We start from the raw sequence: 13,750 nt of genomic DNA, 5'->3' as shown, positions 1-13,750 counted from the left end.
CCGGCGCGTCGGTGCGGATTGTCCCGCAGGCTTCCGTCCTTTCGGCGACCGGCTCGGCGCCCCGGATGCACTATGGTTTGCGGCAGGAGAGCGAACACCATGACCATCCAAACCCCCGTCTCGCCACCCGAAGGCTGCATCGACACGCAGGTGCTCGACCATGTGCTGCTGATCGGCATCAACCGCCCCGCCAAGCGCAACGGCTGGACGCCGCGCATGTTCCGCGAACTGGCCGAGGCCTACACGCGGCTCGACGACGACCCGACCCTGCGCGTGGGCGTGCTGCATGCGATGGGCGACCACTTCACCGCGGGGCTCGACCTGCCGTCGTTCAGCGAGCTGATGAAGCGCGGCGAGAAGGCCTACCCACAAGGGCTGGTAGAGCCCAACGACCTGGGCACGCCGGGCTATCGGCGACGCACCAAGCCGATGGTGGTGGCCGTCAAGGGCATCTGCTTCACCGTCGGCATCGAGCTGATGCTGGCGGCCGACATCGTGGTCGCGGCCGACGACTGCCGCTTCTCGCAGCTCGAAGTGCAGCGCGGGATCATGGCCACCGGCGGCGCCACGCTGCGCATGGCCGAGCGCGCCGGGCTCGGCAACGCGATGCTGCACCTGCTGACCGCGGACGAGTTCGGCAGTGCCGAGGCGCTGCGGCTGCATTACGTGCAGAAGGTGGTGCGCGCCGGTGAAGAGCTCGACGCGGCCCTGGCCATCGCGCAGCGCATCGCCGCGCAGGCGCCGCTGGCCGTCGTCGCGACGCGGCTCAACACGCTGCGCGCGGTCGAACATGGGCCACTGGCCGCGATGGCCGAGTTCATCGAGACGCAGCAGCGCCTCGCCCGCAGCGACGATGCGGCCGAGGGCGTGCGCGCCTTCGTCGAGCGGCGGCCCGCCCGCTTCACCGGCCACTGAGCCGCCCGACCCTGAGCCGAGCAGGGTGATCGACGATGATTGAATTGCACGCAATTCAATTGCTCGCTATCATTCAGCCCATGCGCTCCGCACCCACCCCCGACGAACTGCTCAAGCTGGACAACCAGCTGTGCTTCGCCGTGTATTCCGCCTCCCTCGCGATGACGCGGCTCTACAAGCCGCTGCTCGAAAAGCTCTCGCTCACCTACCCCCAGTACCTCGTGATGCTGGCGCTGTGGGAAACCGATGGCCCGACGGTGTCGGAACTCGGCGAACGCCTGTCGCTCGACTCCGGCACGCTGACGCCGCTGCTCAAGCGGCTGGAGGCGAACGGCCTGGTCGCACGGCTGCGCGACGTGGCGGACGAGCGCCGCGTGCACATCACCCTGACATCGGCCGGCCGCAAGCTCAAGGCGCGTGCCGCTGATGTGCCGGCCTGCCTGCTCGCCGCGAGCCAGTGCTCCTTCGACGAACTCGCCGGCCTCACGCACCAGTTGCAGACCTTGCGCGACCGCGTGCGGGCCGCCTGACGATCTCCCCCCGCCTTTCCCAAGGCATTTCTTTTCCCTCCACTCCAAAGGAACGACCATGACCACGAAACTCGACAAGGTTCTCTACACCGCCGAAGCCCACACCACCGGTGGCCGCGACGGCGCTGGCAAGAGCAGCGACGGCGCCATCGACGTGCAACTGAGCTCGCCCGGTTCGGGCAAGCCGGGCACCAACCCCGAGCAGCTGTTCGCGGTCGGCTACGCCGCCTGCTTCATCGGCGCGATGAAGGCCGTCGGCCCGAAGGTCGGCGTGAAGGTGCCGGACGACGTCGCGATCGACTCCAAGGTCTCGCTCGGCCCGACCAACGGCGGCACCGCCTACGGCATCAGCGTGCAGCTGGCCATCACCCTGCCCGGCCTCGACGCCGAGCAGAAGCAGAAGCTGGTCGACACGGCCCACCAGGTCTGCCCGTACTCGAACGCGACCCGCGGCAACATCGACGTCGAGATCACGATCGCCTGATCGATCCCGTCCGATGAAGGGCGACGCGGCCTTGCGGCTGCGCCGCCCTTTTCTCATGGCGCCCGTTGCACGATGCGGTTTGGTACCGGCCGACAATCGCGCCATGACACCTACCAGCGCGCCGGCGAACACCCATCCCTACGAGAGCCTCACGCCCGACGTGGTGCTCGACGCGCTGGCCACGCTCGACCTGCATGGCGACGGCCGACTCACCGCCCTTAACTCCTACGAGAACCGGGTCTACCAGGTCTTCCTCGACCAGCCCGCGGCGTACCCGTCGGTGGTCGTCAAGTTCTACCGGCCCGAGCGCTGGAGCACCGCCGAAATCCTGGAGGAGCACGCCTTCTCGACCGAGCTCGCCGCTGCCGACGTGCCGGCCGTGCCGCCGATCGAGGTGCATGGCGCCACGCTGCACCATCACGACGGTTTCGCCTTCAGCGTGAGCCCCTACCGCGGCGGGCGCTCGCCGGAGCTCGACGACTTCGAGGTGCTCGAATGGGTCGGCCGCTTCCTCGCGCGCATCCACACCATCGGCGCGGCGCGGCCCTTCGCGGCACGGCCGGCGCTCGACCTGCAGACTTTCGGCATCGCCTCGCGCGACTGGCTGCTGGGCAACGAGAAGATTCCGCTCGACGTGCAGCGCGAATGGGAGAAGGCCTGCAACGAGGCACTCGACCGCATCGCCGCCACGGCGCTGTCGCCCACGTCCACCGACGCGACGCTGCGCAAGCTGCGCCTGCACGGCGACGTGCACCCCGGCAACATCCTGTGGACGCCGACCGACCGGCCCGACGGCGGCCCGCACTTCGTCGATCTAGACGACGCGCGCACCGGCTACGCGGTGCAGGACCTGTGGATGCTGCTGTCGGGCGACCGTGCCCAGCGCACCGGCCAGCTCAGCGGCCTGCTCGACGGCTACGAGCAGTTCCGGTCCTTCGACCGCCGCGAGCTCGCGCTGATCGAGCCGCTGCGCACGCTGCGCCTCATCCACTACAGCGCCTGGCTGGCGCGCCGCTGGGAAGACCCGATCTTCCCGATCAACTTCCCGTGGTTCGGCACCAGCGACTACTGGAAGGGCCAGATCCAGATGCTGCAGGACCAGTGCGAGTCGATGGATGAAGAACCGCTGTACGCCTAGGGCATAACACGGCGTTCAACCGAAGTGGCAGGACACGGTGCCGAACTCGCCGTAGTCGGCCACGATGGTGTCGCCCTTGGCGACCTCGATCGGCCGGATGAACGAGCCCGCGAGGATCACCTGCCCCGGCTGCAGCGTGACGCCGAAGCGATGCAGCCGGTTGGCCAGCCACGCCACGCCGTAGCCCGGGTGGTTGAGCACGCCGGCTGCCAGCCCCGTCTCCTCGACTTCGCCGTTGCGGCTCACGATGGCGCCGATGCGCCGCATGTCGGCGTCGATCACCGCCGGCTTGAAGGGCCGGCCGCCCAGCACCAGCGCGGCGTTGGCCGCGTTGTCGGAGATGGTGTCGAACACGTTGCGGGTGCGCTTCGTCTCGGGGTCGACGCGCTGGATGCGCGCATCGAGGATCTCCAGCGCGGGCGTGACATACGCAGTGGCGTCGAGCACGTCGAACAGCGTGCAGTCGGGGCCAGACAGCGGCCGGGCCAGCACGAAGGCCAGCTCGGCCTCGATCTTCAGTTGCAGGAAGCGCTCCGAGGGGATCACCGCGCCGTCGCGGTAGAACATGTCGTCGAGCAGCGTGCCGTAGTCGGGCTCGGCGATGTTCACCGCGCGCTGCATGGCCTTCGACGTGAGGCCGATCTTGTGGCCCTTCACCGTGCGACCGTTGCGCAGCTTGAGCTGCATCCAGGCGTGCTGGATCGCGTAGGCGTCGTCGATCGTCATGTCGGGGTAATCGAGCGAGAACTGCCGGCAGGCGACGCGCGTGCGCTCGGCCTCTTCGAGCCGCTCGGCGGCTTTGGCCAGGGTGTTCTGGTCGAGACTCATGCGGCCACCTCTTCTGCTTTCACGACATTGCGCAGCACACCCACGCCGCTCACCTCGACCTCGACCACATCGCCCGGCTGCAGGAACTTCGGCGGATCGAAGCGGATGCCTGCGCCGATCGGTGTGCCCGTGGCGATGATGTCGCCCGGCTCCAGCGTGGTGAAGGTCGAGAGGTAGCCGACGAGGTAGCCGAAGTCGAACATCAGGTTCGCGGTGGTGTCGTCCTGCCGCGGTTCGCCGTTCACGCGGGTCTGCACACGCAGCGCGCCGTAGCCGTTCGGGAACTCGTCGGCGGTGACGATCCACGGGCCGATGGCGCCGGAGGCATTCCAGTTCTTGCCTTGCGTGACGTTGAACTTGGCGTGGTGCACCCAGTCGCGGATGGTGCCTTCGTTCATGCAGGTGAGGCCGGCGATGCAGGCCAGCGCGTCGTCGCCCTTGACGCGGCGCGCGCGACGGCCGATGACGATGGCGATCTCGCCTTCGTAGTCGAGTTGCTTGGATTCGAGCGGCTGCAGCAGCGCTTCGCCATGGCCCACGAAGGACTCGGCCACGCGCATGAAGATGCTCGGGTACTTGGGCAGGTCGCTGCCGTCCTTGTACTCGGCGTTGCGGTGCGCGTAGTTCACGCCAATGCAGAAGATGCGGCGCGGCCGCGCGATGGGCGTCTCGACGCGCACCTCGGCCAGCGCGTGGTCCGGCGTTGCACCTTCGGCGGCTGCGCGGGCCTGCGCCAGCGCGGCGTCGCCGCCTTCGAGCAGCGCAGCGACCGACGCGAAAGCCGGCAGGCGGCGGCCGAGGTCGACGACACCGTCGCCGTTTCCGTTGTCGATAACACAGCCCCAGTGCGAGGCCCCGCCGTGGAGGTAGCTGATGAGTTTCATGCGGTCTCGAATCCGAAGAAGTGGGCGGGGTTGTCGACGAGGATCTTCTGCCGCGTGGCGGCGTCGGGGGCGAAGCGGTAGAGCAGTTCCATCAGCGCGCCCTCGTTGGGCGGCTGCTTGACCGACACCGGGTGCGGCCAGTCGCTGCCCCACACGCAGCGGTCGGGCGCGGCGTCGATCAGGCGCTGCGCCAGCGGCACCACGTCGTCCCAGGGCGCGCCCGCCTTCGAGATCTTTTCGGACAGCGACAGCATCACCCAGAAGTTGCCGCGCTGGAACAGTTCGAGGATGCGCACCAGGCTCGGGTCGGCGTCGCCGCGCGCAGGGTCGGCCCGGCCCATGTGGTCGAGCAGCACCGGCACGTCGAGCGACTCGAAGGTCGCCAACTGCTCGGCGATGCCGTTGGGCTCGGGCTGCACCTTGACGTACCAGCCCAGTTCCTTGACGCGCGCGAAGGCGCGTTCCTGCTCGGCCGCGGTCAGACTGATGCCGAGGCCGCCGCGCGTGAAGCGCGCGCCACGCACGCCGGCGTCGTGCAGCTTCTGCAGGTAGGCGTCGTCGCGCTCGGTCAGCACCGCCGCGTTGGCACAGGCCATGTAGTGGCGCGGGCCGCCAGCATTGAGGCCCTCGAGCGCATCGAGCACCACCGTATGGTCAGCGCCGTAGGTCGTGGCCTGGACGATCACCCCGCGCTCGATGCCGAGCGCGGCGTGCAGCGTCTGCGCGACCTGCCAGGTGGCGCTCGGCATCTCGTAGGCGGCGTTGGGCCGCACCGGGTACTGCTCGCGCGGACCGAAGACGTGGAACTGGCTATCGCAGGACAAGGGTGGCGGCAACGGGTTCGGTGCACGCGGATTCGGATCGAAGGGAAGGTAGTCGGGCATGGGTCGTGGGGCGTCGGTGGTGGATCAGGCGATCCAGGCGGTGAAGCTGCACTCGATCAGCTTCCCCATGTCGAGTTCGGGCGCGATGATCGCGTGGCGCGCCGGCCGCGAGGCGGCGTCGGGGAACATCTCGAGCCAGGGCACGTTGAGCGCGGGGCGCTGGCTGCGGTCCTTCATCCAGACGGTGAGCTTCACGATGTCCTGCGTGCCCCCGCCGGCGGCTTCGACGATGCGACGCACGTTGTCGAGCATGAAGCGGCACTGCGCCTCGATGGTCTCGGCCGGCTTGCCGGTGGCCGGGTCGTTGCCCTGGATGCTGCCGCTCTCGAGCAGCGGGCCGATGCGGCAACCCGCCGGGATCGGGTTCTTGTGGCTGAAGCCTTCGACATAGACGCTGGTGCGGGCGGCCGGCGCCGCGCGCCCCAGGGGTGGCGTGACGATGCTCATTCGGCGGAGATGTTGGATTGCTTGATGACCGGCATCCACCGTGCGTCTTCCTTCGCGAGGAACTGGGTGAACTGCTTGGGCGAGCTGCCGCGGGCCTCGGCACCCAGCGTCTCGAACTTGGCCTGCACGGCCTTGTCGGCCAGGATCTTCTGCAGGGCTTCGGAGAAACGCTGCAGGACGTCCGGTGGCGTGCCGGTGGGCGCCAGGATGCCGGTGAAGGTCTCCGCTTCGAAGCCTTTGAACCCGGACTCCTGCAAGGTGGGCACGTCGGGCATCGACGGCACGCGTTTGGCCGATGTCACGGCGAGCGCGCGCGTGCGGCCCTGCTGGATGAACGGTTGCGCCACCGAGAGCTGGTCGAAGTTGAACTGCACCTGCCCGCCCAGCAAATCAGTGGTCGCCGGTGCATTGCCCTTGTAGTGAACGGTCAGCCACTTGGCGCCGCTCTCCTTCTGCAGGTACTCGCTCACCAGGTGATTGGTCGTGCCGGCGCCGGGCGACGCCATCGTCAAGGCGCTGCCGGGCTTCTTGGCGGCGGCGATGAACTCACCGATCGTCTTGTACGGCGTGCCGGCGTTCACCTGCAGCACCAGCGGCGTGAACGACACCGAGCTGACGGGCGCGAAGTCCTTCTTCCATTCGTAGGCGTTGCGCTTGAAGATGGTCGGCGAGAACAGGATCGGACCGTTCGCCCCCATGAAGAAGGTGTAGCCATCCGGTGCGGCCTTGGCGACGAACTCGCCAGCGATCATGCCGCCGGCGCCGGGGCGGTTGTCGACCAGGAAAGGCTGCTTGAAGACGGTCTGCAACTGCTCGCTGATGATGCGGGCCGCCCCGTCGACATTGCCGCCCGGCGGGTAGGGCAGCACGAGCTTCACGGGTTTGTCGGGCCAGTTGCCCTGCGCGGTGGCGGGCAGAACGGCGAGGGCCGCACAGGCGGCGACGGCGAGGGTGCCGAGGGTCTTCTTGATCATAGGTCTCCTGCTCTTGCGCCGGCACCGCAAGTGGCTGCGGTTTCATCGGCGACCTGTTCACTTTAAGAATGGGCCGCCCGATGCTGCAATGCAATATGTCCAGACTGTTCCGTATCATGGACGTTTCGACAAAGTGCATCGCCCGCGTGCCGGAGCGCTCCCGACAATCGAGGCTCAGCCACCACGGAAGGCCCTGCCATGTTTCTCGACGCCGGCGACCTGTCGCCCGAAGCCACCTACCGCCTGATGAGCGGCATCGTCGTGCCGCGCCCCATCGCCTGGATCACCACCGTCTCCGAAGACGGCGTGGTGAACCTCGCGCCCTTCTCCTGCTTCACCTTCGTGTCGAACAAGCCGCCGATGCTGGGCGTGAACATCGGCCGCAAGGCCGGCAAGCGCAAGGACACCGGCGCCAACATCCATGCGATGGGAGAGTTCGTGGTGAACATCGGCGACGCCTCGCAGATGGTCGCCATCCACGAGAGCAGCGCCGAGCACGCACCCGACGTGAGCGAGACCGAACTGCTGGGCCTGGGCACCCTGCCTTGCCAGACGGTGCGCGTGCCGCGCCTGGCCGACGCGCCGGTCAGCATGGAGTGCAAGCTCGAGCGCGTGATTGCCTTCGGCCAGACCGGCGCCGAGTTCATCGTCGGCGAGGTCACGGCCTTTCACCTGCGCGACGGCCTGCTGCACGACGGCAAGGTCGACACGCTCGCCCTCAACCCGGTCTGCCGCATCGGCGGACCGAACTACGCGACGCTGGGCGAGATCGTCACGCTGCGCGGCATGCGGCAGACGGCCAAGACGGTGATGGATGGCGGCAGCGGCAGATAAGGACACGGCCGCCACCGCGGGCGCCCAGAGCGTGCGCCGCGCGCTCGCGGTGCTGCGCGTGCTCGCCACCGGCCAGGAGCGCGGCGTGCGCCTGACCGACGTGGTGAGCCACACCGGCCTGAACCGCCCGACGGTGCACCGCATCCTGCGCGTGCTGGTGGAAGAAGGCGCGGTCGAGCAGGACCCGGCCACGCGCCGCTACCTGATCGGCGGCGAGGTCTCGCTGCTCGGGCTCGCACGCTCGACGCGTTTCCCGATCCGCGCAATTGCTGAGCCGCACCTGCGCCACCTCAGCGAGATCCTCGGCGACACGGCCTTCCTCACCATCCGCAACGGCGCGGACTCGGTGTGCATCGACCGCCGGCCCGGCAGCTTTCCGGTCAAGGTGCTGTCGATCGAGGTCGGTGCACGGCGACCGCTCGGCGTGGGCGTGAGCGGCTTGGTGCTGCTCGCCGCGTTGCCGACCGAGGAAGCCGACGAGGTGGTGCGGCGCAATGCGCGCCGGCTGCAGGCACTGCACGTCGACCCGGCCGAACTGCTGGAACGCGCCGTACAGACCCGCGTTCAGGGCTATGCGTACGCCCCGGTCGGCGTGGTGCCGGGCTCGCGCGCCGTGGCGGTGCCGGTCTGCGTGGCCGACGGCCGCACCGTCGCGGGCCTGGCCATCGCCACCATCACCGAGCGCCTGCCCGACGAGCGTGTGCCGAGCGTGGTCGCGCACATGAAGGAACGCGCAGCGCTGATCGGCGCCCAGGCCGCCGAGCTCGCACGGCGCAAGGGCAGCCGCCACGGCGGCTGAGACAGAGGGAAGACCCTGCAAACGTCCACAGGATGGACGCATGTCGGAAAAAGATCAGGGCTTCGGGTCGGCAGGCGGCGTGGCCGCCCGGTCGCTGGCCAGCACGCCGGCCGTCGCCCAATCGTGCTTGGGCACATCGAAGAACATCACGTCGACCGCATCGGCAGGACTTCCGAGCGTCTTCATGGTGGCTTCGGTCAACGCGGCAGCCAGCGCGCGCTTCTGCTCGACAGTGCGGCCTTCGAACAGCTCGACGCGGATGAGAGGCATGGGTTCTCCTGGAATGAAAACCGTGACTATGCGCGAAGCGCGCACGCCCCGCACGCACTGCAGACCGCTCAGGGCAGAACCGGCGCCGGAGGCGGCTCCACGGCAGTCGGCGGTGCGTTCGGGTCGTGCAGCAGCACGCTCTGCCCGACCCCCACGCCCACCGAGGCGCCGCCGCCTACGCCCGTGCTGGCGCCCACGCCCGCACCGCCATAGACCTGCCCGCGGGTGTTCACCCCAACGCCTGCGCCGACCGGGCCCCAGCCAGTGCCCAGCCCCAGGCTCGGGCCGCCCGAGCCGACGCCCAGCCCGAGCGACAGCCCCGGAAACAGCGGAATGCCGATGCCCACGCCGACGCCGGTGCCGCCGGACGCGCAGCCCGCCAAGGCCAGCACGGCAAGGAGAACGCCGCCACGCGAAGCGGCGGCGAGGGACGTGGAAAGGCGGTGGTTCTTTGTCATGGTGTCGGTCGCTCCCTGGTGATGTGCCATCGAAGTGGCCGACCGGCCGCTTCGTTCAGACCAGCAGCGCGTTGACGCGCCGCACGTAGGCGGCCGGATCTTCCGGCAGGCCGCCTTCGGCCAGCAAGGCCTGGTCGAACAGGATGTTCGCCAGGTCCTCGAAATGTGCCGAACCCTCCAGCTTTTTCACCAGCGGGTGCTCGGCATTGACCTCGAGCACGGGTTTGAGGTCCGGTGCCGGCTGGCCGGCCTGCTTGAGCATGCGGGCGAGCTGCGTGCTCATGCCGCCGTCCTGCACCACCAGACAGGCGGGCGAGTCGACCAGGCGCGTGGTCACGCGCACATCCTGGGCCTTGTCCTTGAGGGCTTCCTTGAGCCGCTCGAGCACCGGCTTGAAGGTCTCGGCAGCCTCTTCGGCGGCCTTCTTCTCGGCCTCGTCCTGCAGCGTGCCCAGGTCGACCGCGCCCTTGGCGACGCTCTGCAACGGCGTGCCATCGAAATCCTGCAGGTAGTTCAGCGCCCATTCGTCGACGCGGTCGGTCATCAGCAGCACCTCGATGCCCTTCTTCTTGAAGAGCTCCAGCTGCGGGCTGTTCTTGGCGGCGGCCAGCGAGTCGGCGGTGATGTAGTAGATGGCCTCCTGGCCTTCCTTCATGCGCGCCTTGTAGTCGGCGAAGCCCACGCTGACGGCGTCGGTGGTGGTCGAGGCGAAGCGCAGCAGTTTGGCGATGCGCTCGCGGTTGCCGAAGTCCTCGCCCAGGCCTTCCTTGAGCACGGCGCCGAACTCAGCGTAGAACTTGGCGTACTTGCCCGCGTCTTCGGTGTCTGCAGGCTCGACCGCCGCGTCCTTCTTGTCGACCACGTCGGTGACGTCGCCCGCCTCGGGCGTGGGCGCCGCGTCGCTCGCGCCCTTCTGCTTCTTGGCCAGATCTTCCAGCATCGACAGCACGCGCTTGGTGCTGCCCTCGCGGATCGCCTTCACGTCGCGGCTTTCCTGCAGCAGCTCGCGGCTCACGTTGAGCGGCAGGTCGGCCGAGTCGATCACGCCCTTCACGAAACGCAGGTAGCCGGGCATCAGGGCCTCGGCGTCGTCCATGATGAAGACGCGCTTGACGTAGAGCTTCACGCCCGCGGTCTTGTCGCGGTTCCACAGGTCCATCGGCGCCTTCGACGGGATGTAGAGCAGCTGCGTGTACTCGGTGCTGCCCTCGACCCGGTTATGGCTCCAGGCAAGCGGGTCTTCGTAGTCGTGGCTGATGGTCTTGTAGAACTCGGCGTACTGCTCGCCCGTGATGTCCTTCTTGGCCCGCGTCCACAGCGCGCTGGCCTTGTTCACCGGTTCCCATTCGCCGGTCTTGACCATCTCGCCGGGCTGGTCGTTCTCGCCTTCCTTCCACTCCTCCTTCTCCATGAGGATCGGCAGCGAGATGTGGTCGGAGTATTTGCCGATGACCTGCTTGAGCTTCCAGGCGTTGAGGTATTCCTCGGCATCGTCGCGCAGGTGCAGCGTGACGCTGGTGCCGCGCTGCGCGCGCTCGATGTCGTCGACCTCGAAGTCGCCCGCGCCACCGCTGGCCCAGCGCACGCCCTGCTCGGCCGGCACGCCGGCACGGCGCGATTCGACCGTGATGCGGTCGGCCACGATGAAGCCCGAATAGAAGCCGACGCCGAACTGGCCGATGAGCTGCCCGAGCTCGGAAGACTTGGCCTTCTGGTCGCTCGTGAGCTTGCTCATGAAGTCCTTGGTGCCGCTCTTGGCGATGGTGCCCAGGTTGTCGATGGCCTCCTGCTTGGTCAGGCCGATGCCGTTGTCGGCGATGGTGAGCGTGCGGGCGGCCTTGTCGAAGGACACGCGCACTTCGAGGTTCGGCGCGTCTTCGTACAGCGCGGGGTTGTCGATGCCCTCGAAGCGCAGCTTGTCGCAGGCATCGGAGGCGTTGGAAATCAGTTCCCGCAGGAAGATTTCCTTGTTCGAGTAGAGCGAGTGCGTGACGAGGTGCAGCAGCTGGGCCACTTCGGCCTGGAATGGGAGTTTGGTCGTTGCAGTCATGGTTCTCTGGAATCGAAAAAGAAGCGGAAGGCACACGGCCCCAACGCGAGGTGAGGCCGGGACTGCCATTTTCAACTGCCGCACCGTGAAGAGATACCGGATGGCGTCACCCGTTTCCTCAGGAGCGGTCATGTCGTTCCTAGAATCCGCCGCGCAGGGCACCTGCCCGGCATTCATGTCACGGAATCAGGGAGAGAAAAAAATGGAATCCAGCAACATCAAGAAGTGGTCCGCCGAGTTCATCGGCACCTTCTGGCTCACGTTCGGCGGCTGCGGGAGCGCGGTGCTCGCCGCCGCGTTTCCGCAACTGGGCATCGGCTTCGCCGGCGTCGCCATGGCCTTCGGGCTCACGGTGCTCACCGGCGCCTACGCGCTCGGGCCGATCTCGGGCGGGCACTTCAACCCGGCCGTGTCGGTCGGGCTCGTGGTCGGCGGTCGCTTCAAGGCGTCGGCGCTGCCGGGCTACGTCATCGCCCAGGTGCTCGGCGCCATTGTGGCCGCCGGCGTGCTGTACCTCATCGCCACCGGCAAGCCCGGCGCCGACGTGGGCGGCTTCGCCACCAACGGCTACGGCGAGCACTCGCCCGGCAAGTTCAACCTGGTGGCGGCGCTCCTCACGGAGGTCGTGCTCACCGCCGTCTTCCTGGTCGTCATCCTCGGCGCTACCGCCAAACGCGCGGCGGCCGGCTTCGGCGGCCTGGCGATCGGCCTGTGCCTCACGCTGATCCACCTGATCTCGATCCCCGTGACCAACACCTCGGTCAACCCGGCGCGCAGCACCGGCCCGGCGCTGTTCGGCCCGTCGTACGCGGTGTCGGAACTGTGGCTGTTCTGGGTGGCCCCGATCGCCGGCGCCGTGATCGGCGCGCTGATCTACAACATGCTGCTCAAGGACGACTGAAGGGGCCGACGGCGCCCCGGCGCCGTCAGAACTTCTCGTGGGCGCCCAGGTAGCGCCACTGCCCGGCCGGCAGGTTGCCCAGCACCACGCGCCCGATGCGGATGCGCTTCAAGCCCACGACCTTGAGCCCGACCTGCTCGCACATGCGGCGGATCTGCCGCTTCTTGCCTTCGGTCAGCACGAAGCGCAGTTGCTCGGGGTTCTGCCAGTCGACGCGCGCCGGTTTCAATGGCTGGCCGTCCAGGCTCAGGCCATGGCGAAGCCGCGCGAGCATGGCGGGCGGGAACACCGCCTGCACATTGGTCGTGACCGGATCGTCGTCGTCGATGCGTACCAGCTGCCCCAGCGGTGCCGGCTGGTTCGGGCCGTGGTAGGCCACGCGCACCAGGTATTCCTTCTCGATGCCCGAGTCCTCGCCGATGAGCTGGCGTGCGACACGGCCGTCCTGCGTCAGCACCAGCAGCCCGACCGAATCGATGTCCAGCCGGCCGGCCGGTGCCAGGCCGCGAAGTTGCGGGGGCGAGAAGCGGTTGGTGCTCGGGTCCTCGCGCCAGTGCGTTCGCGGGTTGATGAGCATCACGGCGGGTTCGTGGCCGTCTTCGGCCTGACCGCTGACATAGCCCATCGGCTTGTGCAGCAGGATGGTCACCCGACTGGCCTGGTGACCGTGCGCCTTCTTGTCGACCTCGACCTTGTCGGCGGGCGTCACCTTGACGCCCATCTCGGCCGGCTTGCCGTTGACCTTAACCCAGCCCTGCGCGATCCACTCGTCGGCCTCGCGGCGCGAGCAGATGCCGAGCTCGGCCATGCGTTTGTTGAGGCGGACGGGTTCGGCAGGCGTGGGCATGGTAGGCAAGGGGCAGTGCGAACGCCTATTCTCGTGCACGCTGCGCTTCGCTCCTAAGCGACCGCCGCCCACATCGGCGCTGCAGCCACACCGTCGCCGCGACTCAGATCTGCTCGGCTTCCTGCAATGCGCTGGCGTGTCGGCTCGTGGCGCGCGGAATGCCCAGGTAGCGGCACACCGCCTGGGTCGAGTCGCCGGCTGCGCCGACCGCGGCGCGCAGACGCGACTCGGTCACGGCGAGCACACGCGTCCAGTAGCGGACCTCCTGCGGCTCGCCCAGGTTGATCCACCCCGTGTCCCGGGGGCAGCGGGTGTCGAAGTCGTTGGTCATCAGCATGTCTCCATCGGTCGGTTTTTCGGTCGCCCCGAGAAGGTGCCATGCGACCTCAAACGGTGCGAGAGGACGGTGTGGATCGCTGTTGCAGGATGTGTCTGACACGGCGGGTACGCAGGCGTGCACGCCGTGCGCACCCGTGTACCGACACGGCTGCGATCGCCAACGGAATG

At 68.2% G+C, this 13,750-nt stretch carries 17 protein-coding genes; 7 read left to right on the top strand and 10 right to left on the bottom strand.

Annotated elements, in window-relative coordinates; genetic code table 11:
• The first annotated feature begins 99 nt into the window (after positions 1-99).
• The 4 genes from ACSFA0_RS03625 (at position 100) to ACSFA0_RS03610 (ending at position 3,067) form a co-directional block, all read left to right on the top strand.
• Positions 100-915, top strand: coding sequence for a crotonase/enoyl-CoA hydratase family protein (locus tag ACSFA0_RS03625; protein WP_435448874.1), 816 nt, complete (start codon positions 100-102; stop codon positions 913-915).
• An 80-nt stretch (positions 916-995) separates the two neighbouring features.
• Positions 996-1,445 (top strand): MarR family winged helix-turn-helix transcriptional regulator, encoded by a 450-nt coding sequence (locus tag ACSFA0_RS03620; RefSeq protein ID WP_435448873.1) that lies wholly within the window; start codon positions 996-998, stop codon positions 1,443-1,445.
• 58 nt (positions 1,446-1,503) lie between these two features.
• Positions 1,504-1,929, top strand: coding sequence for an organic hydroperoxide resistance protein (locus ACSFA0_RS03615; RefSeq protein WP_435448872.1), 426 nt, complete (start codon positions 1,504-1,506; stop codon positions 1,927-1,929).
• A 103-nt stretch (positions 1,930-2,032) separates the two neighbouring features.
• Positions 2,033-3,067 (top strand): serine/threonine protein kinase, encoded by a 1,035-nt coding sequence (locus ACSFA0_RS03610; protein WP_435448871.1) that lies wholly within the window; start codon positions 2,033-2,035, stop codon positions 3,065-3,067.
• 15 nt (positions 3,068-3,082) lie between these two features.
• Here the strand turns inward: ACSFA0_RS03610 and hpaH are convergent, their stop codons facing one another.
• From hpaH to ACSFA0_RS03585, 5 genes are read right to left on the bottom strand one after another with little or no spacing between them, the layout of a single operon-like run.
• Positions 3,083-3,895 carry a 2-oxo-hept-4-ene-1,7-dioate hydratase gene (gene hpaH, locus ACSFA0_RS03605; protein WP_435448870.1) on the bottom strand — a complete coding sequence of 271 codons (813 nt, stop codon included), beginning with the start codon at positions 3,893-3,895 and terminating at the stop codon, positions 3,083-3,085.
• Complete coding sequence (locus ACSFA0_RS03600; RefSeq protein ID WP_435448869.1) at positions 3,892-4,779, bottom strand: fumarylacetoacetate hydrolase family protein; 888 nt, start codon at positions 4,777-4,779, stop codon at positions 3,892-3,894. Before ACSFA0_RS03600 ends, hpaH begins: the two co-directional genes overlap by 4 nt.
• The gene (locus tag ACSFA0_RS03595; protein ID WP_435448868.1) at positions 4,776-5,663 is read right to left on the bottom strand and encodes an amidohydrolase family protein; all 888 of its coding nucleotides are present in this window, start codon (positions 5,661-5,663) and stop codon (positions 4,776-4,778) included. The genes ACSFA0_RS03600 and ACSFA0_RS03595 overlap by 4 nt, the downstream gene beginning before the upstream one ends.
• Before the next feature lie 24 nt (positions 5,664-5,687).
• Positions 5,688-6,110: a RidA family protein gene (locus ACSFA0_RS03590; RefSeq protein WP_435448867.1), complete on the bottom strand. Its 423-nt coding sequence runs from the start codon at positions 6,108-6,110 to the stop codon at positions 5,688-5,690.
• On the bottom strand, positions 6,107-7,084 hold the full coding sequence (locus ACSFA0_RS03585; protein WP_435448866.1) for a Bug family tripartite tricarboxylate transporter substrate binding protein: 978 nt from the start codon (positions 7,082-7,084) through the stop codon (positions 6,107-6,109). The genes ACSFA0_RS03590 and ACSFA0_RS03585 overlap by 4 nt, the downstream gene beginning before the upstream one ends.
• 198 nt (positions 7,085-7,282) lie before the next feature.
• Between ACSFA0_RS03585 and ACSFA0_RS03580 the strand changes: the two genes are divergently transcribed.
• Positions 7,283-7,918: a flavin reductase family protein gene (locus ACSFA0_RS03580; RefSeq protein ID WP_435448865.1), complete on the top strand. Its 636-nt coding sequence runs from the start codon at positions 7,283-7,285 to the stop codon at positions 7,916-7,918.
• Positions 7,899-8,717, top strand: coding sequence for an IclR family transcriptional regulator (locus ACSFA0_RS03575; RefSeq protein ID WP_435448864.1), 819 nt, complete (start codon positions 7,899-7,901; stop codon positions 8,715-8,717). The genes ACSFA0_RS03580 and ACSFA0_RS03575 overlap by 20 nt, the downstream gene beginning before the upstream one ends.
• Before the next feature lie 54 nt (positions 8,718-8,771).
• Here ACSFA0_RS03575 and ACSFA0_RS03570 read toward each other — a convergent pair whose 3' ends face one another.
• The 3 genes from ACSFA0_RS03570 to htpG all read right to left on the bottom strand — a co-directional run bounded on the left by ACSFA0_RS03570 (position 8,772) and on the right by htpG (position 11,495).
• The gene (locus ACSFA0_RS03570; protein WP_286646878.1) at positions 8,772-8,987 is read right to left on the bottom strand and encodes a 4-oxalocrotonate tautomerase; all 216 of its coding nucleotides are present in this window, start codon (positions 8,985-8,987) and stop codon (positions 8,772-8,774) included.
• Between the two features lie 68 nt (positions 8,988-9,055).
• The gene (locus ACSFA0_RS03565) at positions 9,056-9,445 is read right to left on the bottom strand and encodes a hypothetical protein (RefSeq protein WP_435448863.1); all 390 of its coding nucleotides are present in this window, start codon (positions 9,443-9,445) and stop codon (positions 9,056-9,058) included.
• A gap of 55 nt (positions 9,446-9,500) precedes the next feature.
• The gene (gene htpG / locus ACSFA0_RS03560) at positions 9,501-11,495 is read right to left on the bottom strand and encodes a molecular chaperone HtpG (protein ID WP_435448862.1); all 1,995 of its coding nucleotides are present in this window, start codon (positions 11,493-11,495) and stop codon (positions 9,501-9,503) included.
• 202 nt (positions 11,496-11,697) lie between these two features.
• Here htpG and aqpZ point away from each other — a divergent pair, with 202 nt between their 5' ends.
• Positions 11,698-12,396: an aquaporin Z gene (gene aqpZ, locus ACSFA0_RS03555; RefSeq protein WP_435448861.1), complete on the top strand. Its 699-nt coding sequence runs from the start codon at positions 11,698-11,700 to the stop codon at positions 12,394-12,396.
• Between the two features lie 25 nt (positions 12,397-12,421).
• Here the strand turns inward: aqpZ and ACSFA0_RS03550 are convergent, their stop codons facing one another.
• Together ACSFA0_RS03550 and ACSFA0_RS03545 are read right to left on the bottom strand one after the other, a co-directional pair.
• Positions 12,422-13,243, bottom strand: coding sequence for a pseudouridine synthase (locus tag ACSFA0_RS03550; RefSeq protein ID WP_435448860.1), 822 nt, complete (start codon positions 13,241-13,243; stop codon positions 12,422-12,424).
• 103 nt (positions 13,244-13,346) lie between these two features.
• Complete coding sequence (locus ACSFA0_RS03545; RefSeq protein WP_435448859.1) at positions 13,347-13,574, bottom strand: DUF3606 domain-containing protein; 228 nt, start codon at positions 13,572-13,574, stop codon at positions 13,347-13,349.
• Positions 13,575-13,750 lie beyond the last annotated feature (176 nt).

The organism is Variovorax restrictus (genome assembly GCF_051216715.1).
Lineage (GTDB): Bacteria > Pseudomonadota > Gammaproteobacteria > Burkholderiales > Burkholderiaceae_C > Variovorax.
This window is presented reverse-complemented; position numbering and strand designations above follow the sequence as displayed.